The organism is Blautia sp. HCP3S3_H10_2, from assembly GCF_052122375.1.
Taxonomy (GTDB): Bacteria; Bacillota; Clostridia; order Lachnospirales; family Lachnospiraceae; genus Blautia_A.
On the sequence record NZ_JBQKCL010000015.1, the window covers coordinates 78,290 to 98,931 of the forward strand.

The 20,642-nt window shown below is 44.9% G+C and carries 18 protein-coding genes; 3 read left to right on the plus strand and 15 right to left on the minus strand.

Annotated features, from left to right (window positions below; translation table 11 throughout):
- Positions 1-136 precede the first annotated feature (136 nt).
- From ACTQWB_RS15140 to ACTQWB_RS15150, 3 genes are read left to right on the plus strand one after another with little or no spacing between them, the layout of a single operon-like run.
- On the plus strand, positions 137-1,066 hold the full coding sequence (locus ACTQWB_RS15140) for a TAXI family TRAP transporter solute-binding subunit (RefSeq protein ID WP_441502243.1): 930 nt from the start codon (positions 137-139) through the stop codon (positions 1,064-1,066).
- Between the two features lie 57 nt (positions 1,067-1,123).
- Positions 1,124-2,311 (plus strand): sodium/glutamate symporter, encoded by a 1,188-nt coding sequence (gltS, locus tag ACTQWB_RS15145; protein ID WP_441502242.1) that lies wholly within the window; start codon positions 1,124-1,126, stop codon positions 2,309-2,311.
- A gap of 45 nt (positions 2,312-2,356) precedes the next feature.
- Positions 2,357-2,560 carry a hypothetical protein gene (locus ACTQWB_RS15150; protein ID WP_441502241.1) on the plus strand — a complete coding sequence of 68 codons (204 nt, stop codon included), beginning with the start codon at positions 2,357-2,359 and terminating at the stop codon, positions 2,558-2,560.
- 158 nt (positions 2,561-2,718) lie between these two features.
- On the opposite strand, the gene ACTQWB_RS15155 is transcribed toward ACTQWB_RS15150, so the two are convergent.
- The 15 genes from ACTQWB_RS15155 to ACTQWB_RS15225 form a co-directional block, all read right to left on the minus strand.
- The gene (locus tag ACTQWB_RS15155; RefSeq protein WP_441502240.1) at positions 2,719-3,540 is read right to left on the minus strand and encodes a purine-nucleoside phosphorylase; all 822 of its coding nucleotides are present in this window, start codon (positions 3,538-3,540) and stop codon (positions 2,719-2,721) included.
- Between the two features lie 34 nt (positions 3,541-3,574).
- Positions 3,575-4,303 (minus strand): Crp/Fnr family transcriptional regulator, encoded by a 729-nt coding sequence (locus ACTQWB_RS15160; protein ID WP_441502239.1) that lies wholly within the window; start codon positions 4,301-4,303, stop codon positions 3,575-3,577.
- A gap of 31 nt (positions 4,304-4,334) precedes the next feature.
- Positions 4,335-5,525: a phosphopentomutase gene (locus tag ACTQWB_RS15165; protein WP_441502238.1), complete on the minus strand. Its 1,191-nt coding sequence runs from the start codon at positions 5,523-5,525 to the stop codon at positions 4,335-4,337.
- A 27-nt stretch (positions 5,526-5,552) separates the two neighbouring features.
- Entirely contained in the window at positions 5,553-6,527 is a 975-nt protein-coding gene (gene add / locus ACTQWB_RS15170) for an adenosine deaminase (RefSeq protein WP_441502237.1), read from the minus strand.
- A 94-nt stretch (positions 6,528-6,621) separates the two neighbouring features.
- A complete protein-coding gene (locus ACTQWB_RS15175; RefSeq protein WP_441502236.1) occupies positions 6,622-7,059 on the minus strand; it encodes a cytidine deaminase in 438 nt (145 codons plus the stop codon).
- A 96-nt stretch (positions 7,060-7,155) separates the two neighbouring features.
- Positions 7,156-7,821 carry a deoxyribose-phosphate aldolase gene (gene deoC, locus ACTQWB_RS15180; RefSeq protein WP_441502235.1) on the minus strand — a complete coding sequence of 222 codons (666 nt, stop codon included), beginning with the start codon at positions 7,819-7,821 and terminating at the stop codon, positions 7,156-7,158.
- Positions 7,822-7,919: 98 nt separating this feature from the next.
- On the minus strand, positions 7,920-8,708 hold the full coding sequence (gene udp, locus ACTQWB_RS15185) for a uridine phosphorylase (RefSeq protein ID WP_441502234.1): 789 nt from the start codon (positions 8,706-8,708) through the stop codon (positions 7,920-7,922).
- Between the two features lie 124 nt (positions 8,709-8,832).
- Positions 8,833-9,774 carry an ABC transporter permease gene (locus ACTQWB_RS15190; protein ID WP_441502233.1) on the minus strand — a complete coding sequence of 314 codons (942 nt, stop codon included), beginning with the start codon at positions 9,772-9,774 and terminating at the stop codon, positions 8,833-8,835.
- Positions 9,774-10,904, minus strand: a complete 1,131-nt coding sequence (locus ACTQWB_RS15195; protein WP_441502232.1) for an ABC transporter permease — start codon at positions 10,902-10,904, stop codon at positions 9,774-9,776. Before ACTQWB_RS15195 ends, ACTQWB_RS15190 begins: the two co-directional genes overlap by 1 nt.
- The gene (locus ACTQWB_RS15200) at positions 10,897-12,438 is read right to left on the minus strand and encodes an ABC transporter ATP-binding protein (protein ID WP_441502231.1); all 1,542 of its coding nucleotides are present in this window, start codon (positions 12,436-12,438) and stop codon (positions 10,897-10,899) included. The genes ACTQWB_RS15195 and ACTQWB_RS15200 overlap by 8 nt, the downstream gene beginning before the upstream one ends.
- Positions 12,439-12,567: 129 nt before the next feature.
- Complete coding sequence (locus ACTQWB_RS15205; protein ID WP_441502230.1) at positions 12,568-13,731, minus strand: BMP family lipoprotein; 1,164 nt, start codon at positions 13,729-13,731, stop codon at positions 12,568-12,570.
- A gap of 252 nt (positions 13,732-13,983) precedes the next feature.
- A complete protein-coding gene (locus tag ACTQWB_RS15210; RefSeq protein ID WP_441502229.1) occupies positions 13,984-14,775 on the minus strand; it encodes a response regulator in 792 nt (263 codons plus the stop codon).
- Complete coding sequence (locus tag ACTQWB_RS15215; protein ID WP_441502228.1) at positions 14,772-16,181, minus strand: sensor histidine kinase; 1,410 nt, start codon at positions 16,179-16,181, stop codon at positions 14,772-14,774. The genes ACTQWB_RS15210 and ACTQWB_RS15215 overlap by 4 nt, the downstream gene beginning before the upstream one ends.
- 201 nt (positions 16,182-16,382) lie before the next feature.
- Entirely contained in the window at positions 16,383-19,013 is a 2,631-nt protein-coding gene (ppdK, locus tag ACTQWB_RS15220) for a pyruvate, phosphate dikinase (protein WP_441502227.1), read from the minus strand.
- Positions 19,014-19,145: 132 nt separating this feature from the next.
- The gene (locus ACTQWB_RS15225; RefSeq protein ID WP_441502226.1) at positions 19,146-20,402 is read right to left on the minus strand and encodes a 6-phosphofructokinase; all 1,257 of its coding nucleotides are present in this window, start codon (positions 20,400-20,402) and stop codon (positions 19,146-19,148) included.
- Positions 20,403-20,642 lie beyond the last annotated feature (240 nt).

The following is a 20,642-nucleotide window of genomic DNA, read 5'->3' on the forward strand; positions in this document are numbered from 1 at the left end:
CATCGTCAAATAAATTTCTCCAATTTCATCTTTTCTAAAAAGCGATTTCCATGTACAATAAAAACAGGGTAACTGTCCAGAAAACATTCGAAGCCGGACAATTACAAAATCAAAAAACAACAGAAAGGAGTACATTATGAAAAGAACACTTAGCATACTGCTATGTCTGATGCTTTTTTCCTTAAGTGGCTGCTGGATTTCCGAAAATACCATCCGATTTGGCGCCGCAGATGTAGGCGGTATGTATTACTCATTTGCAAACACCTTCACAGAGCTGGCAAATGAACAGCTTCCGGACCATTCCTTTGAAGTACGCACAACAGCTGGTTCTTCTGCAAATCTGAGGCTTTTGGCAGACAATTATATTGAACTTGGAATCGCACAGGCGGATCTGATCTACGACGCCTACGAAAAAAACAGCAACCTGCGTGCCATTGCAGGACTTTACACGGAGGCATGCCAGCTGGTCGTCCGGGCAGATTCTGACATCCAATGTCTTAACGACCTTTCCGGACATACAGTAAGCATCGGTGCCGAAGATTCCGGAACCGAGCGGAATGCCACCCAGATACTGGAATTTGCCGGAATGCCATCTTCCATTGTTACCACGAAAAACCTGGACTACATCGATGCCGCCCATGAGCTTGAGGCTGGTGATATTGACGCATTTTTCTGTACCGCCGGAATCAACACCACCATCATCGAAGAGCTCTCCCGCGAATGTGATATCCGCCTGATTCCCATTGATGATGACGTTATCAGTAAAATGCGCGCTTCCTCAGATGCTTACAGCCGTTATACCATTCCGGTCGAAACCTATAAGGGCCAGGATGAGGAAGTAGATACCATCGGCGTAACCTCTGTACTTGTCACATCCGACTCCATGTCAGAGGACACGATCCAACAGTTGACCGCCCTGCTCTTTGAAAAGGCAAAGGAGCTTCAATATGCAACTTCCCTGGATCTTAATCTGGATGAGAAATTTGCGGTGGAAGGAATCCCGATTCCATTTCACGCTGGCGCAGCTGCCCATTATGAAGCTGACGGATTACAGGTAAACCAATAACAACTGACAAAAAGAGCTGCTGTTTTCCACAGGAAACAGTACTCAGAAAGACTTAACATGAAGATTCAATTAGATATGTATCAGACACTGGCTATTGCTGTGCTGGTACTTTTACTTGGTAACTTTTTAAGAAAAAGGATCAGTTTTCTGGAAAAATTCTGTATCCCGGCACCAGTCATCGGCGGTCTTTTGTTCGCTATTATGACATGTGTATGCTACAGCACCGGCATTGCTGAATTTTCCTTTGATGATACCTTACGCGAGGTCTGCATGGTTTTCTTTTTTACCTCTGTAGGCTTCCAGGCCAATCTAAAGATCTTAAAAAGCGGCGGAAAATCACTGATCGTTTTCCTGGGACTTGTAATCGCACTGATCCTGCTTCAGAACTTTACAGCTGTAGGACTTGCCAAGCTTCTTGGACTTGACCCTCTGATCGGAATGTGCACCGGCTCTATCCCTATGGTAGGAGGACACGGTACTGCAGGGGCATTTGGTCCGGTACTGGAGGATTTCAAGATCAACGGCGCCACCACCATCTGTACTGCTGCAGCAACCTTTGGACTTATTTTCGGCAGCCTGGTAGGCGGCCCTCTTGGGAAACGTCTTATCGAAAAACATAACCTGCTTGCCACTGTCTCCACAGAAGATGACACTCTTCTGGTGGAAGATGAAAAAAAGCACGAGCGTCATACCAATATGTATCCATCTGCTGTTTTCCAGCTGATCCTGGCCATTGGTCTTGGGACCATATTTTCCATGTTTCTCACGAAAACAGGGCTTACCTTTCCCATTTATATCGGCGCCATGCTTGCAGCTGCTCTTATGCGAAACATCTGCGAATATACAAATGTGACCACCATCCACATGGGTGAGATCAACGACCTGGGCGGTATCAGCCTGTCCCTGTTCCTTGGCATGGCTATGATCACCCTGAAGCTGTGGGAGCTTGCTTCCCTTGCTCTTCCCCTTGTCATCCTGCTGGCCGCACAGGTTGTATTGATCTGTGTTTTCACCTATTTTATTGAATTCAATATCATGGGAAGAGATTACGATGCAGCTATCCTGGTAGCCGGAACCTGTGGGTTCGGAATGGGTGCCACCCCAAATGCCATGGCGAATATGCAGGCTGTCTGCGAAAAATATGTACCATCTGTAAAGGCATATCTGCTGATTCCCCTTATCGGAAGCTTGTTTGCAGACTTCCTGAACAGTCTTGTCATTACTTTCTTTATCAATATATTATGATTGTAGGTTTTAGATCAATGTATCATAAATTTAAGGAGTATCGTTATGCTTAAGAATTTAAAGAATTTTCTCAAAACCAAAAAGGAACAGCATAAAAACAAGTATGATCTGACATTTGACAATGTGGCGATTCCGGAAGTCCATACCCATAAAGCAGAACCCCATGAGGAGGAACAGCCGGCACAGCATCCTATCGAATATGATAATGTGGCGATTCCTGAGGTTCACATCCGTACGAAAAAGAATTAAACCCAGGAGATTTTTTACCAAAACGAGCCTGCCTCAAAACAGGGAAAAGTACCCAGGAAACAAAACATATTTCTATAAAAAACGAACGGATCCTCAGCTTTCCAGGTTCCGTTCGTTTTTATTTACACTGTTATTTATGCTTTTACAGATGTTTTCCCTTACATATGGATCACAATTTCTGTTACCAGCTCTTTAAAGGATTTTGCCACCCTGTCAGCAGTCTCCTGCACCTCTTTGTGGTTCAGCTCTTCTTTGGAAATACCTGCTGCCATATTTGTGATACAGGAAATTCCGCATACCTCGAGGCCCATGTGGCGCGCTGCCATCGCCTCACATGCAGTACTCATTCCAACCGCGTCACCGCCCCATGCAGCTGCCATCCTGATCTCAGCAGGAGTTTCATAATTGGGTCCTGTAAACTGCACATAAACGCCTTCCTGAATGGAAATACCGCATTTCTTCGCGCAGTCACGGATCACATTCTGAAACCTTTTACTGTACACCTCACTCATATCCGGAAACCTGCTTCCAAGCTCGTCCATATTCGGTCCGATCAGCGGGCTTGGAACACCTGTGGTGATATGGTCTGTGATCATCATGAAATCCCCTGGTTTAAAAGAAGGATTCACACCACCTGCCGCATTTGTAAGGAACAGTTTTTTCGCTCCCAGCATCCCCATCAGCCTGGTTGGAAGCACAACATCTGACATAGGATATCCTTCATAGTAATGGACTCTTCCCTGCATGATCACTACCGGCACCTTTTCCACATAGCCAAATACAAATCTGCCCTTATGTCCTGCCACAGTGGAGGTAGGAAAGCCTTCAATATCCGTATAATCAATGGTGGTTTCGATCTGGATCTCATCTGCATAATCTCCGAGACCGGATCCCAGGATCAGCGCCACTTCCGGTTTAAAATCTGTTTTTGCCCGCACACTTGCAAGACATGTCTCTAATTTTCTGTATAAATCGCTCATGCACACCTTCTCCTTTTTATTATCCTGTTTTCGCCTATACACTGCCGATTTTCTCATCTACCGTCTGCTTCAGACCCTCATACTGTTTCCGGTTGATACAGATCTGATTGCCCTTTTTCACGATCAGCTGATCCATCTGGAATTTCTTGATGGCACGGCTGATACTTTTCAGGCAAAGCCCAGTCTCATCTGCCAGGTTCTGACGGCTTTCGTTAATCAGCAAAATATCATTTTTGTTATATTTTTCAAACCAGTTCACAAAAAGCACTGCCAGTCTGTCTGCTCCTTCCAGAAACAGATAAAGCCGGTTGCGTCTCTCCTCTTCCAAAAGGGAAGCACAGGTAAGTCTGGCTTCCAGGCGGAACGCTTCTGTATCTGAATAGATCCATTTCTCGTACTGGGCTCTTGGAAGCTTCGCCACAATACATTCTGTCTCCGTCTGTAACGTCGTCTGATAAGTGGCTTGTCCCAGAATTACCTCCATACCGCCCAGTGCGATCAGATTCATAGGCTTCATAAAATCGTAGGCAATACCAGACACCCGGTAATCTGTAGCTTTTACTCTTCCTCTGGCAACAAAGAAAATCGTATCTGCAGGCTCATTTTCCCGGATGAAGGTAGTCCCGGCCTCCATCACTTCGCTTTGGAACAGATCCATAAGCCATAATGGGGCAGTTCTGAAATATGCTTCGAACTGCTTCTGTTTCTCTCTTTCCAGTTCCCGAAGGAAAGGAAGCACATCATGTAAGTAAGTATGTTTCATGTGGTTTCCTCATTTTCTGCCAAATCCCAGCTTAAACCAGCTTCTCCAGAATGGAATGTCCGATGGTTCCTTCTGGCATTTTCACATCAAAATTATCCGCTATGGAAGCACCGATAACGGAAAACGTATCTTCATTTTCAAGGGCTCCGCCATTTTGCATTGCTTTGGAATATGCGATAAACGGAACATATTCCCTTGTATGGTCGGTGCCGCTGTAAGTGGGATCATTTCCATGGTCCGCTGTCAGGATCAACAGATCGTCCTCTTTCAGCTCCTGTAAAAGAACGCCAAGGTTTTTATCGAATTTCTCGATTTCCTTTCCATAGCCTTCCACATTCCGTCTGTGTCCCCACAGCGCATCGAAATCGACCAGATTTACAAAACAAAGTCCTTTAAAATCTTCCTTACAGATTTCAATGGTCTGTTCCATTCCCTGAACGGAGCTGTCAGAATGATATGTCTTTGTGATTCCTTCGCCGCAGAAAATATCATTGATCTTTCCTACACCGATCACATCCAGCCCGCCATCCTTCAATGCATTTAAAGCAGTAAGGCCGGTTGGCTTCAGCGCATAGTCATGACGATTGCTGGTGCGCTTAAACTCTCCTTTCTTTTTGCCCACATAAGGTCTGGCGATTACTCGTCCCACACGCCACTCATCCTTCATGGTGATCTCTCTTGCGATCTCACAGCAGCGGTACAGATTCTGAAGATCAAAGGTCTCCTCATTTCCACAGATCTGAAGCACAGAATCCGCGGAAGTATAGACGATCATTGCACCTGTATTGATTTCCTCTTCCCCAAGCTCCTCAATGATTTCAGTCCCACTGGCACTCTTATTGCCGATCACACGTTTGCCGCAGCGCTTTTCCAGCTCCTGAATCAGCTCCGGTGGAAATCCGGTATCTGTAAACGTGATAAAGGGCTTTTCGGTCCTGATTCCCATCATTTCCCAGTGGCCTGTCATGGTGTCCTTGCCATTGCTGGCTTCTCCCACACGCATATAACGGCCCATTGGCTGCTCTACACCCTGCATATTTCCTGCCGGGTGCAGATTCAGCATTCCCAGCTTTCTGAGATTTGGTATTTCCAGGGAGCCCATTTTCTCCAGAATATGTCCGAATGTATCAACTCCCACATCCCCGAATTTCCCGGAATCGGGCATTGCACCGATCCCAAGGGAATCCAGAACGATCACGAAAACTCTTTCATATTTTTTCAAAATAAAATCCCCCATTTCCACATCCATTTATAGTTTCAATTCAGAATATAGTTTTTCTTTTATGTCCTCTCCTGCAAAAGCGGTATCTACTGCATTTTTCATCAGCAGCCAAAGCTCTTCATCCCGGATTCCATAAGTCTTCTGGATAAACTGAAGTTCTTTGGTAAGACTTGTATTGCTTACGGTACGGTTATCCGTGTTGATAGATACCTTCAGCCCTGCATCCAGAAACTCCCGGAGCGGATATTCAGAAGTGCTCCGTACTGCCTTGGTCTGAAGATTGCTGATGGGACAAAGTTCAATTCCGGTTTTTCTTTCTGCCAGTTCTTTCTGAAGACTGTCATGACCACGCATGGCAATTCCGTGGCCGATTCTTGCTGCCCCTGCCTTTACAGAGTCGATTACATTCTGTACACTTCCGCACTCTCCTGCATGAAGGGTGAACGGAATTTCCAGCCTGCGTGCGTTCTGGAAAAGCTCCATAAACTGTGACATGGGATAAGCAGCTTCTGCACCTGCCAGATCGGCTGCACACACGCCGTATCCCAGATATTCCCGGGCAGTTTTTAGCATACGGCTGTTATCCTCCTGGCTATGATGGCGCATGGCACAGGTAATCACACCAAATTCTGTTCCAAAGTCTCTTCTTCCCCGCTCAAGCCCTTTTAACAGAGCCTCGATCACAGACCGGCAGCTCATATCAGAAGTCTCTGAAAGAAGGGGCGCAAAGCGGATTTCTGCATAGCGCACATTTTCCTGGCTCATAGCACAAAGCACGTCATAGCCTGCTTCTTCCAGTCCTTTTTCATCCATAATACACTGGCCGGGGAGGGAAAATTTCTCCAGATACTGGTCCAGACTGGTGCAGTCCTCTGATACACTAAGCTCTTCTTGCTGTACCGTCCTTCCCAGTCTGCTCTCTATAAACTCCCGGCTTAAGGAACCATCCAGATGGCAATGGAGTTCTATTTTGGGCATTTTTCTTAATTCTTCTGGTGTCATAATTTCGTCTCCTGCTGTACTTTCACTCTATTTTTCTACTTTACGCGACTGGTTTCATTTCACCAATTGTCTGTACTGCATCGCATCTCTTAAGTCATTCAGCCGATTGAAAAGAATTAAGGTTCGCCGGTCCAAATCCTAACGGCAAAAGTTCCTTCAGGGTATATATATCGTAATGTTCCTTATCCACCGCCAGAATGATCCGGAAGGTTTCCGGATTGCAGAATTCCATCATCACCTGTCTGCACACACCGCAGGGAGATGCATATTCCGTAAGGATTCCATCCTTTCCGCCTACCACGCAGATTGCCTGGAATTCCCTGACACCTTCACTTACTGCTTTGAAAAACGCGGTCCGTTCTGCGCAGTTTGTAGCACTGTATCCGGCGTTTTCGATATTGCAGCCAGTATAAATCTGACCATTTTTTCCAAGCAGGGCTGCGCCCACTTTAAAATTGGAATAGGGTGTATAGGAAAATTCCAACTGTGCAATCGCTGTTTCAATTAACCTGTTTATCATCTGCTTTTCCATTTTTACACCTCCTATTTTTCAACATGTTTCCAACAAAGTCCCATATATTTTGAGTACACCTATTTCATATTATCCGGAAAACGAATCGTAATTTTCTCAATAGCCAGTAGCTTTCTCATTCTTCACGATCTTGATAATACGGCTGGTTCCCAGTCTGTCAGCACCAAGAGCAAGGAATTTTTCAGCATCTTCCAGGGAGGAAATACCACCAGCTGCCTTCATCTTCACATTTGGTCCGATGTGCTTAGAAAACAGCTCGATATCCGCGAAAGTAGCTCCAGCGCCACCAAAGCCTGTGGAGGTCTTAATATAATCTGCACCTGCTGCTGTTACGATCTCACACATTTTGATCTTTTCCTCGTCTGTAAGGAAACAGGTCTCAATGATCACCTTTAGAATTTTATCCCCACATGCTGCTTTCAGCGTGCGGATCTCATTCTCGATCAGATCGTATTTCTTATCCTTCAGCCAGCCGATATTGATTACCATATCGATCTCAGAAGCTCCATTTGCAAGAGCATCCTTTGTCTCAAATTCTTTGGCTGCTGTGGTCATATAGCCATTTGGAAAGCCGATGACGGTACATACTGCCATTTTTCCATTCACGTATTCTGCTGCCTGTTTTACATAGCTTGGCGGAATGCATACGGAAGCGGTTCCATATTCGATTGCATCATCACAGATCTGTTTGATTTCTTCCCAGGTTGATGGCTGGAGAAGAAGGGTGTGGTCTACATGTTTTAAAATCTCTTTTACGTCCATTTCTTTTCCTCTTTATATATTTTTTGTATATTTTTTGTATATTTTTTGTATATTTTCTATTGTACTTACTTTCATTTTTTGCGCACATTTTACAGCCATTAAAAGCGATTCACTGCCTGATCTTCCCGGATCAGTTTCCGCACTGCTTCCACAGCCACCCGGATAGCCATATCTGTATCATGTACAACCGGATTATCAAGCCCCAGCTTTTCTCTCTCCTGGTTTGCGATTACCAGGAAACAGGAACCAGCTCTTGCCCGAAGCTTGCCAGCTGCGATAAAAAGTGCCGCAGACTCCATCTCAGAAGCAAGACATCCCATTCTTTTCCAGGCTTCCCATTTGTTGAGCAGCTCATACCCTACAGGCATGGCTTCCGGCTCATGCTGTCCATAAAAAGCATCCTTACACTGGACAACACCAGTGTGATAGGAAAGACCTTTCTCTTTTGCGGCTGCAACAAGAGCGTTTGTCACGTCCAGATTGGCCACTGCAGGATATTCGATTGGCGCATATTCCCGGCTGGTTCCCTCCATACGGATGGCACCTGTGGCAATTACTACATCCCCACTTTTTACCTCAGGCTGCATGCCACCGCAGGTTCCGATGCGGACAAAGGTGTCTGCACCGCAGCGGGAAAGCTCTTCCATTGCAATGGATGCGGACGGTCCACCGATTCCGGTAGAGGTTACGTTCACCTTCACACCGTCTAATGTACCTGTGTAAGTAATAAATTCCCGGTTATCCGCAATCAGAACCGGATTCTCAAAATACTGGGCGATCTTTACACAACGCTTTGGGTCTCCAGGCATGATCACATAGCGGCCAACTTCCCCCTTTGCCACCTGGATGTGATACTGCCTGCTTGCATCCTCTGAGTAATTCTTCATAATGTCACCTTCTCTTGTTCCTCTACTACCTGATACCGTCAAATTGTACTGCCTCATATTAATACTCTGCAATTTGCCGGTTTCCTTTATATATTGCTTTTAACTTTAATATTTTTAATTGTATTTATCTCTGTCCCTTATCATACGGAATACCTTCCGCCTTCGGTGCCCTGGAATTCTTGGATACAAATACAAGAACGATCAGGGAAATAATGTACGGGAACATGTTATATAAGGTGCTCGGAAGCTTTAAAGCTACCAGGGCATCAAATCCGGTATATACGTTGGACAATGCACGGAACAGTCCGAATAAAAGGGCTGCCAGTCCGATATTCACCGGTTTCCACTGTCCGAAGATCATTACCGCAAGTGCAAGGAACCCAAAGCCTGCAACTCCATTTTCGAACTTCCATTCACTGACACCAGCGGTAATATACACCAGTCCGCCAAGCCCACCAAGTGCACCGGAGATCAGCACACCTGCGTAACGCATTTTGAAAACATTGATTCCCACGGAGTCAGCAGCCTGAGGATGCTCTCCACACGCCATCAGGCGAAGTCCAAATCTTGTTTTATACAATACGATATAAGAAGCGATCAGGATCAGAAGGGCAAAAAGCATAAACCAGCTGAACTCAAATTTGCCAATTCTTACCAGAAAAGCTTTCTTAGCAGCCTTGTAGGCAACTGTGGAGGATACATTATCCGGATTCTCCGCCATATTGATGGCACGGACGATTACAACTGCTGCTGCCGGTCCCAGAAGATTTAAAGCCGTTCCTACCAGAGTCTGGTCTGCATTAAACTTGATGGCAGCCACGCCAAGCAGAAGGGAAAAGACCATTCCGATCACCACACTTGCCAGAACCACAAGAACGATCACAACCACTGCCGGTGCAGATTCCGGGAGATATTTCATCATCAGGGCACCACCAAGGGCCCCCATAACCATGATTCCCTCAAGACCGATATTGATCACACCGCTATGCTCAGAAAAACAGCCGCCAAGTGCTACGAGAATCAATACAGAAGCAAATATTAATGTATACTGGATCAATAATAACATTATTTTTCTCCTCCTTTTGCAGCTTTTTTCTCATCTCTCTTATCAAGATAACGGTTTAACCAGAGTTTAAAGAAGAATACAAATCCGCACAGGTAAATGATAAATGCAGAGATCAGATCAGAGATCTGTGCACAGTACATGGTCTTGTCCACGTAACTTCCACCGCTTGTAATATGCTGGATAAAATAAGAGGAAAAAATGGCACCAATTGGATTTAAACCTCCAAGGAAGGCTGCTGCGATTCCATTAAAGCCCATTCCCGGAACGGTGGTCTGCTGTACCATCCAGGTCTCAATTCCGCTGAGATAGAAAATCGCAGCTCCAAGGCCTGCAAGGCCACCAGCGATCATCATGGTAACAATGGTATTTCTCTTCTCTTTCATACCGCAATATCTTGCAGCATTTTTATTCATACCTGTGGCACGCAGTTCAAAACCAAATTTTGTTTTTTCCAGAAGTACCCACACAACAACTGCCATCACAACAGAAATGATAAGGCCAATGGAAACGAACTTATTTCCGGAGAAAATCTGATCCAGCCCGCAGTTTGGAAGAAGTGCACTTTTGTTTCCACTAGAAAGATCCACTGTATAAGGAGTGGATTCTGACTTCACCTGTGTGAGAAGCATGTTTACCACATACAGGGAAATCCAGTTCAGCATGATACAGGAAATAACCTCATTTACATTAAAGTACGCCTTTAATGCACCTGAAATTCCACCAACTAACGCAGCCATAACAACTGCTGCGATCAGGCATACATACCAGGGCATGCCAAATTTCAAAGCAAAGTACAAAGATGCACCAGCCCCGACTACATACTGTCCTGCCGCTCCGATGTTAAAAAGCCCCACCTTATAAGCAAACAGAACAGAAAGGGAACACATAAGCAATGCAGATGCTTTTACCAGCGTGGTTCCCATATATTTCAACATTGGCGGAAGACTTGGATAATAAAAATAGTTTTTGATGATCGCTGCGATGGCACCGGCTGCCCCTGACGGATTGATGATCAGAAGCACCACATATCCGATGAAAAGACCAATCACAATGCAAAGCAGAGAGGCAATGATGGTCTGGACTGCATTGTTTCTCAAAATGCTCGTTTTCTTACTGGACTCCTTATTCATTGCTCTTCGTCTCCTTTCTCTTTGATCCTGCCATATAAAGTCCAAGCTCCTCTACTGTAACCTTCTTCGGATCAAATTCTCCTACGATTTCTCCTTCGTACATAACCAGAATACGGTCAGATACATTCATAACTTCATCCAGCTCCAGGCTGATCAGAAGAACTCCCTTGCCTGCATCCCTTGCCTGTACCAGCTGCTTGTGAACATGCTCGATGGCACCTACATCCAGGCCTCTTGTAGGCTGGACTGCGATCAGAAGCTCCGGATTCTTATCGATCTCACGGGCAATGATCGCCTTCTGCTGGTTTCCACCAGACATGGATCTTGCCTTTGTAACAGCGCCCTGACCAGAACGAATATCGTACTGTTCGATAAGACGGTTTGCATATCTGCGGATCTCTTTCCGTTTCAGGAATCCGAATTTATTGGTAAACTGAGGCTCGAAATATCTTTGAAGTACAATATTGTCTTCCAGGGAATAATCCAGAACAAGGCCATGTTTGTGGCGGTCCTCCGGAATATGGCTCATTCCTGAGGTAAGACGCTCACGGATAGGCATATGGGTAATGTCTTTTCCATTCATGGTAATGGTGCCGCTTTTCAATGGCTCCAGACCGGAAAGTCCATAGACAAATTCGGTCTGTCCGTTTCCATCAATTCCTGCGATACAGACGATCTCCCCTCTGTGAACCTGAAGGGAAACACCATTGACAGCGTTGTTTTTGTGACGCTTGGAGGCAACTACCATATCTTTCACATCCAGAACCACATCCCCTGGCTTCGCCTCTTCTTTCTCAACCACGAAATTGACGTCGCGCCCTACCATCATGGCGGAAAGCTTCTCCGGATTGGTATCCTTAATGTCTACGGTTCCGATGTATTTTCCTTTTCTAAGAACGGTACAGCGGTCTGCAACCTGCATGATCTCCCCAAGCTTATGAGTGATAAAAAGAATGCTCTTGCCCTCTTTCGCAAGGTTCTTCATGATCTGCATCAGCTCCTGGATCTCCTGTGGAGTCAGTACGGCAGTAGGCTCGTCAAAGATCAGGATCTCGTTGTCACGGTAAAGCATTTTCAGGATCTCTGTCCTCTGCTGCATACCTACTGTGGTATCTTCGATAATGGCATCCGGGTCTACCGACAGACCGTATTTCTCAGAAAGGGCCATAACCTTTTTACGTGCGCCATCCTTCTGAAGAAAACCATTTTTCGTCGTCTCAACACCAAGAATGATATTGTCCAGGACACTGAAGCATTCCACCAGTTTGAAATGCTGGTGCACCATTCCGATTCCCAGATCATTGGCATCATTTGGATCCTTGATTTCCACTTTCTGGCCATCCTTGCGGATCTCGCCTTCTTCTGGCTGGTACAGACCGAACAGAACACTCATCAGGGTGGATTTGCCTGCTCCATTTTCTCCAAGCAGTGCGTGAATCTCACCTTTTTTTAACTGAAGTGTGATATTGTCATTTGCGATGATTCCCGGAAACCTTTTGGTGATTCCCAGCATTTCAATTGCATATTCACTCATCTTCGCCTTCTCCTTTTATCCTTCTTTTCCGATAAAGAAAGGGAAGTGGCAATCGCTCACTCCCCTTATACTTATCACGGAACACTACCCGTGTTTAATAACAACATCTTTCTATGCGGAGTAGTTGTCTTATTTAATGCTGCCGTAATCTTCTACTGTGATCTCAGTCTCTGGCAATGCGGTGATGTCACTGCTTACTTCGATCTCGCCGTTATATAATTTCTTAACAAGCTCTTTGTAATCATCTACAGTAAAATTATCATCCCACTGTGTGGTCTCCATTGGAAGCTGTACATAGTTTTCTTCCGGATTCTCAGATACAAGACCAAGGTTATCGATCTTTCCTGCATAATCAGCCCAGTTGTCATCACGTACTGCATCAAGTACAGTCTTTACAGTCGGTGCAAGACCTTTCATAGCGGATGTAACTGTGATGTCCTCACCAATGATTCCGGACTGGTCGGAGTCAACACCAATCACCTTACCATCAACCTTCGCTGCTGCTTCTGCTGCAGATGTGTAGATACCGCCGCCACATGCGAATACAACTTCAACGCCCTTGCTTCCATACCAGGTGTCCATGTAAGCTGTGATATCTGCATCGCCGTAGAACTGTCCACCGCATACATACTCAAGCTCAACCTGATCTGCAATTCCAAGCTCTTTCGCAGCTTCGTCAGCTCCCTGGATATAACCATATCCGAAACGGGTAACTGCCGGTACAGACATTCCGCCAAGGAATCCAAGATGCTTGTATCCTAACTGTACAGCTGTGTATCCTGCCATATATCCGGAAACCTCTTCCTGGTAAGTACAGCAGTAAACGTTATCTGTGTTGTAATAATCAGATACCTGGTAATCATCCGGATTATAAGTGTATCCTTCGCCAACACCTTTCTCGCAGATATCGCCTGCACTTACATCTGGTGCGATAAACTTCACATCCGGATACATCTCGGACTGCTCTACGATAGTAGCCGCAAACATGTAGCCAGGAAGTACGATCACATTGGCTCCGTCTGCAACTGCCTGATCCACACTTGCATTACGTGCTTCATCAGAATCACTCTCTGGTTTGTAATAGTTGAACTCAGAGCCATTCTCTTCTGCCCATTCCTTACATGCCTCGTAGGTAGTCTGGTTAAAGCTCTGGTCTGTGATGTCCCCAGAGTCTGTTACCATGGCGATCTTCATATCTGCCGCCTCAGCCTTTACCTCTGTCACTCCATAAGCCGGTGCAAGGGAAAGTGCCATCGCTCCTGCAAGAACCATAGCTGCAACTCTTTTTTTCATATTCTGTTGTCCTCCTTTTTGTAAATAGTTACTGTCCGCTTTACACAGTAACTGCAAATGAGCTTTGTTAGTCATACAATGCCATATGTCTCGTTTCAAAAAAAGGACTCAAGTCCCTTTTTGCTCATTTTTTTAAATTTTCGTATAAAAGAAACAGTTTTTTGAAGTTTTTTTCATACATTTTTTTCAAATTTTGAAATTGTAAAAAAACATGTGTCCTTTTTATTTTTTCGCAGCTGCCAAGAGCCACAACTACATTTTTTTCTTTATTTCATTTAGCTGGGCGGTTCTCTCTTCCGCCCAGGAATATCTTCTCAGATACATTCCCGAATATGCTGCAATTGTCTCCTTGTCTCCATTTAACATACGGTAAAGATCACAATCTACCAGACTGGTGTTCAGATATCTGGTATTGCCTTTCGCAAGAAGAAGATCAGGGGCACCGGCTTCTTCCAGAATGTTTTTCAAACGATACAGGCAGGTCCCGTAAGTACTGCTGCTGAGTATTTTCCCCTCCCAAAGGCATGCAACAGCATCACTTTTCGTCACCCCATTCTCACCACGGTCTACCAAAAGCGCAAACAGTTCTTCTGGTTTCCCGTGTCCCAGAAAAACATCTTTTCCGCTAATTTTCAATGAAAGATCTGGCATTGTAATAATGCTGATCTTCTTTTCCCTGTTTTCATTCATCAGAAAACTGATATTTTCCAGTTCATTTTCAATTTCCTTACGGTTGTAGGGCTTCAGCAGATATCCTGCCGGTCTTACCTCAAAGGCATCAAACGCATAATTATCGTAAGCAGTCACAAACACAATAATTGTTTTCCGGTTGATTTCTTTTAGCTTTTTTGCAAGCCCGATTCCATTCAGATACGGCATTTCAATGTCAAGAAATGCCACATCTACCTGATGCTCCCTTGCCCATTCATAGGCAGACAGACTGTTTGAAAATAATTCCAGGCTGGAGATTTCCTCCATTCCCATTGTGGTCAGTCTAAAGTTTTCAAGTTGTATTTTTTCGTCATCCACATAAATAATTTTCATCTTCTGTTCTCATCCTCTGCTGTCACTGGTATAAAAATAACTGCTCTGGTTCCTTTCCCTGGTGTGCTTTCAATTTTCAAAGAAGCATTGATCATATGCCCCAGACGATAACGGACATTCCGGATTCCAATGGAATTCTTCTCTTCCATTTCTGACGTTTCGAAACCTACTCCGTCGTCAATCACTTCTATTACGATTCCACTTTTTTCTTTTCTTGTCAGAACACAGACGGAACCCTTCTTACCAGGTTTGGTAAGTCCGTGTTTAATGGCATTTTCTACCAGGGACTGTACCGTAAGCGGCGGAATTTTAAATGCAACTGTTTCAAAATCCTCACCAAATTCGATCAGGTCACCGAACCGCATCTGTTCCAATGCCACATAATCTTCTAACTGTTTTACTTCATTTTCAAAGGTTATCAGGCCTTTTTCTTCCAGGAAATTCATGTTTCTGCGAAGATAACGGGTAAATCTTGTAAGGGCTGCATCTGCTTTTTCCGGGTCGATCTTACAATATCCGCTGATCGTACTCAGACAATTGAAAATAAAATGATTACGGATCTGACTCATCATGGACGCAATCCGGCTGTCCATGATCTCCCGCTCCTGGCAGACAAGTGTCCGCTCCTGCTTTGCCAGCATTCGTTCCTGTTTTGCAAGCGTCCTTTCCTGTCCAGCCAGCTGAAGCTCCTGACTGGCAAGCCTCCTCTCCTGGCTGGCCACTTTCTTCACCTGCTCAACGGTATTTTGCAAAAACATAAGAATGATGGAAATGGTAATAGCTATATTATTCAATGAAATACCATAATAAAACAGAAGCACAATGGATGCCACAAAGGGAAGCACGATGTAAGAAAGCAGTGCTGTCAGCAGTTCTCTGCTTATTTTGTTTCGGAATTGAATGATCAGGGAAGCATCCAATACGATGCCTGTCATTGGGAGAAGCAGAGAAACAAAGTGGGCGTAATTTCTATGATAATAATTCTGTGCATCTACATAATAATAGAAATGGGCAAACTGGGAAATTACCACCAGTAATATTGCAGCTATACTGATTCCGTAAACGATTTTTACCCTGATATATTTCTTCGCTTCACCGGGATTATTTTCAAAAAGACAGCTGCATACATATTCATGGTAAAACAACAGCAACAGGTCACTACAGGTAAATACCAGGAAGTTGCTTATCACCACCATATTTCTTCCCAGATTGCCGGGATAGCCGCGGAATCCCCAGGCAAAAGCATCACTGCACATAAGCACGGCACCAGTGAACTGTAAAGAGATCATGTGGATTTTATTTTTTCTGTCAACGTCTTTTCCCATATGAGTGCAAAAGGCTGTCAGAAGACAGAATACGCATCCCCACAGGAGAAAAGAGATATGAATAGACTGACGGTTAAACATAGCGGGACTCCTTTTTTCACATTTTTTTGCTATTATATCATTATTTTTACTCACTGTCATGTCCCTAATAAAAGAATAAAATCTATCAAAAAAGGCCCCGAAAACCATATCTCTATAGTTTCCAGGGCCAATCTTTACGCTTGGACACATGTCACACTTTCATGTGACGAAAATCTATGAAATTCTCTGATTTCAGAAAAATTATTTATTCTTCTGAGCGATAGCTGCCTGAGCTGCTGCCAGACGAGCAACCGGTACACGGAATGGTGAGCAGGATACATAGTCAAGACCGATCTTGTTGCAGAACTCTACAGAAGACGGATCTCCACCGTGCTCTCCACAGATTCCGATGTGAAGGTTCGGGTTAACTGGCTTACCAAGTTTGATAGCCATATCCATAAGCTTACCAACACCAACCTGATCCAGTTTTGCAAATGGATCGTTCTCGAAGATCTTAGCATCATAGTAAGCGTTAAGGAATTTACCAGCGTCATCACGGGAGAATCCGTATGTCATCTGAGTTAAGTCGTTAGTACCGAAGCAGAAGAAGTCAGCCTCTTTTGCGATCTCATCTGCAGTAAGAGCTGCACGAGGGATCTCGATCATGGTACCTACTTCGTATTTCAGATCTACGCCAGCTGCTGCGATTTCAGCGTCAGCTGTCTCAACAACAAATTTCTTAACATATTTAAGCTCTTTGATATCGCCTACTAACGGGATCATGATCTCTGGGCAGATGTTCCAGTCAGCGTGAGCTTTCTTTACATTGATAGCTGCACGGATAACTGCTGTTGTCTGCATCTTAGCGATCTCTGGGTAGGTAACTGCCAGACGGCATCCACGATGTCCCATCATTGGGTTGAACTCATGAAGAGAAGCGATGATTGTCTTGATCTCTTCTACAGTCTTGCCCTGAGCGTCAGCAAGTTTCTTGATGTCTTCCTCTTCTGTAGGAACGAACTCATGAAGCGGCGGATCCAGGAAACGGATTGTTACTGGGTTGCCTTCCAGAGCCTCGAACAGTCCCTCAAAGTCTTCCTGCTGATATGGAAGAACCTTAGCAAGTGCTGCTTCTCTCTCCTCAGCTGTTGTGGAGCAGATCATCTCACGGAATGCATCGATACGTCCCTCACCGAAGAACATATGCTCTGTACGGCAAAGACCGATACCTTCTGCACCAAGCTCAACTGCTTTCTTAGCGTCAGCAGGAGTATCAGCGTTTGTACGAACTTTCATTGTTCTGTACTTGTCAGCCCAGGACATGATACGTCCGAACTCACCAGCGATTGTAGCGTCTACAGTCGGGATAACTCCGTCATAGATGTTACCTGTTGTACCATCGATGGAAAGGAAATCTCCCTCATGGAACTCTTTGCCAGCAAGTGTGAATTTCTTATTCTCTTCGTCCATAGCGATATCACCGCATCCGGATACACAGCACTCACCCATACCACGGGCAACTACTGCTGCGTGAGATGTCATACCACCACGAACTGTCAGGATACCCTCTGCAGATTTCATACCTGTGATATCCTCTGGGGATGTCTCAAGACGAACAAGGATAACCTTCTCACCTCTCTCAGCCCATTCTACAGCGTCATCAGCTGTGAATACGATCTTACCACAAGCAGCTCCTGGAGAAGCTCCAAGACCTTTGCCCATTGGTGTAGCAGCTTTAAGAGCCTTAGCGTCGAACTGAGGATGAAGAAGTGTATCAAGGTTACGAGGATCGATCATAGCTACTGCTTCTTCCTCTGTTCTCATTCCCTCATCAACAAGGTCACAAGCGATCTTCAGAGCAGCCTGAGCGGTTCTCTTACCGTTACGTGTCTGCAGCATGTATAACTGGCCATGCTCAACAGTAAACTCCATATCCTGCATATCTCTGTAGTGTGTCTCCAGAGTATGGCAAACTTCTGTAAATTTCTTGAATGCTTCCGGGAACTTCTGCTCCATCTCAGCGATGTGCATAGGTGTACGAACACCAGCAACAACGTCCTCGCCCTGTGCATTGGTAAGGAACTCACCGAACAGACCTTTGTTTCCTGTAGCTGGGTCTCTTGTAAATGCAACACCAGTACCACAGTCATCACCCATGTTACCAAATGCCATCATCTGTACGTTAACAGCTGTACCCCAGGAATATGGGATATCGTTGTCACGACGGTATACGTTCGCACGTGGGTTGTCCCAGGAACGGAATACGGCTTTGATTGCACCAACTAACTGCTCCTTCGGGTCAGATGGGAAATCTTTGCCGATTTTTTCTTTATATTCAGCCTTGAACTGCATAGCAAGTTCTTTAAGGTCATCAGCTGTAAGCTCAACGTCAAGTTTAACGCCTCTTGCAGCTTTCATTTTGTCGATAAGCTCTTCGAAGTATTTCTTACCAACTTCCATAACTACGTCAGAGTACATCTGGATAAATCTTCTGTAGCAGTCCCAAGCCCAACGTGGGTTGCCGGATTTCTCAGATAATACAGCTACAACGTCTTCATTTAAACCAAGGTTCAGGATAGTATCCATCATACCTGGCATAGAAGCTCTAGCGCCGGAACGAACGGAAACAAGCAGAGGATTTTCGATATCACCGAATTTCTTACCGGTAACTCCTTCCATTTTGGTGATTGCTTCCATGATCTGACCCATGATCTCGTCGTTGATCTGTCTTCCGTCCTCATAGTACTGAGTACAAGCTTCAGTAGTGATTGTAAATCCCTGCGGAACAGGAAGTCCAAGGTTTGTCATCTCAGCAAGGTTGGCACCTTTACCACCCAGAAGGTTTCTCATATCAGCGTTACCTTCTGTAAACATGTAAACCCATTTTGCCATTTTACATTTTCCTCCTAAAAATTTGTTCATTGAACATAAACTATGTTTTATACGCACATAGTTATTTTATAGGCTTATTCGTCATTCGTCAAGGTTATTCTGGTAAAAAACAGTCGATTTTTTATCATTTTCTCAATTTTTCTTTTTTCTTCCAGTATTCAGCACCAGATGACGTGGGACGCCGTTCACCATGATCGGCTGGTAATCACCCTGAATCAGTGGTTTGATATAGTCGATAAAGTCCTTGGTCACATTATTTGCTTCTTTGTTCATCCAGTTTCTCGGAACCAGCTTCTCTTCATTTGCAATGCGGTGTACGTCATAGATTCCGGTCGCTGCCATGTACGGATCGTCGGATACACGGTCGATTACCACCATCTTGCCAGTATCGCCTTCGTCTGCAGCCTTTACTGCTGCTCCGCCCACCATCATAGCCTCGTCAATGTCCACACGGGAAGCCATGTGGGAAGCACTTCTCTGTAATGTGGAAAGTTCCACGGCGCGGGTCTTGCAGCCGCACTCTGCTGCCAGGAAATTAGCCAGATAGGTGGCAGTTCCCTGAAGCTGCTTGTGACCAAATGCATCCACATAATCCCCTACATTTCCAAGCTCGCACACATAGCGTCCGTCAGCCAGCTTGATTCCTTCGGATACGGCGATGACAACGGAAGATTTCTTTTTCAGAAGATCTTTTACTTTTGCAAGGAATTTGTCAATGTCAAAAGGAACCTCCGGAAGGTAAATAAGATCCGGGCCTTCGCAGTCCTCTGACTTGGAAAGTGCGGTGGCACCTGTGAGCCATCCGGCATTTCTTCCCATGATTTCCATGATGGTGATCATATTTTTTTTATAGGTAAGGCCTTCTGCATCGCGAATGACCTCTTTCGTGGAAGCTGCAATGTATTTGGCTGCACTTCCGAAGCCCGGTGTGTGGTCGGTAAGGGCAAGGTCATTGTCGATCGTCTTAGGTACGCCCAGGAATTTCTGGGTCTGGCCGGTAATAATAGCATAATCAGATAATTTCTTAATGGTGTCCATGGAATCATTTCCACCAATATAGATAAATGCATAAATATCCAGTTTGTTCAGGATTTCAAATATCTTCTCATAAATGCTCCGGTCTTCGTGAATCTCCGGAAGTTTATAGCGGCAGGAACCAAGAAAAGCGGACGGTGTCCTTTTCAAAAGCTCAATGTCCAGCTCGGAATGGATCTGGGTGGAAAGGTCGATATACTGCTCGTCCAGAAGTCCCTGAATGCCGTGGAGCATTCCATATACCTTGTCAAAGCCACGCTCTACTGCGTTCTTATATACACCAGCAAGACTGGAATTGATTACAGATGTGGGGCCTCCGGACTGTCCTACAATAATATTTCTTTTCTTTGCCATTGTGGTATTCCTCCTCTATTCTGGATAATTCTGGGCGGCGGATACTTTTTTCGCCCTATAATTGTATAGTTTACCAAACGTCTATGGCAAAGTCAATGTGATATTGTGTATTATGTATATTATTTCGTTGTCTTTTTATTCTTTTATATATACTTTTGCTTTCTTTTTGGGAAGTGCGAGCGCATTCCGTTAGTCATTTTGTGCATATTGTATGGCGTTTTCTCTTTTCCAATTATCAAA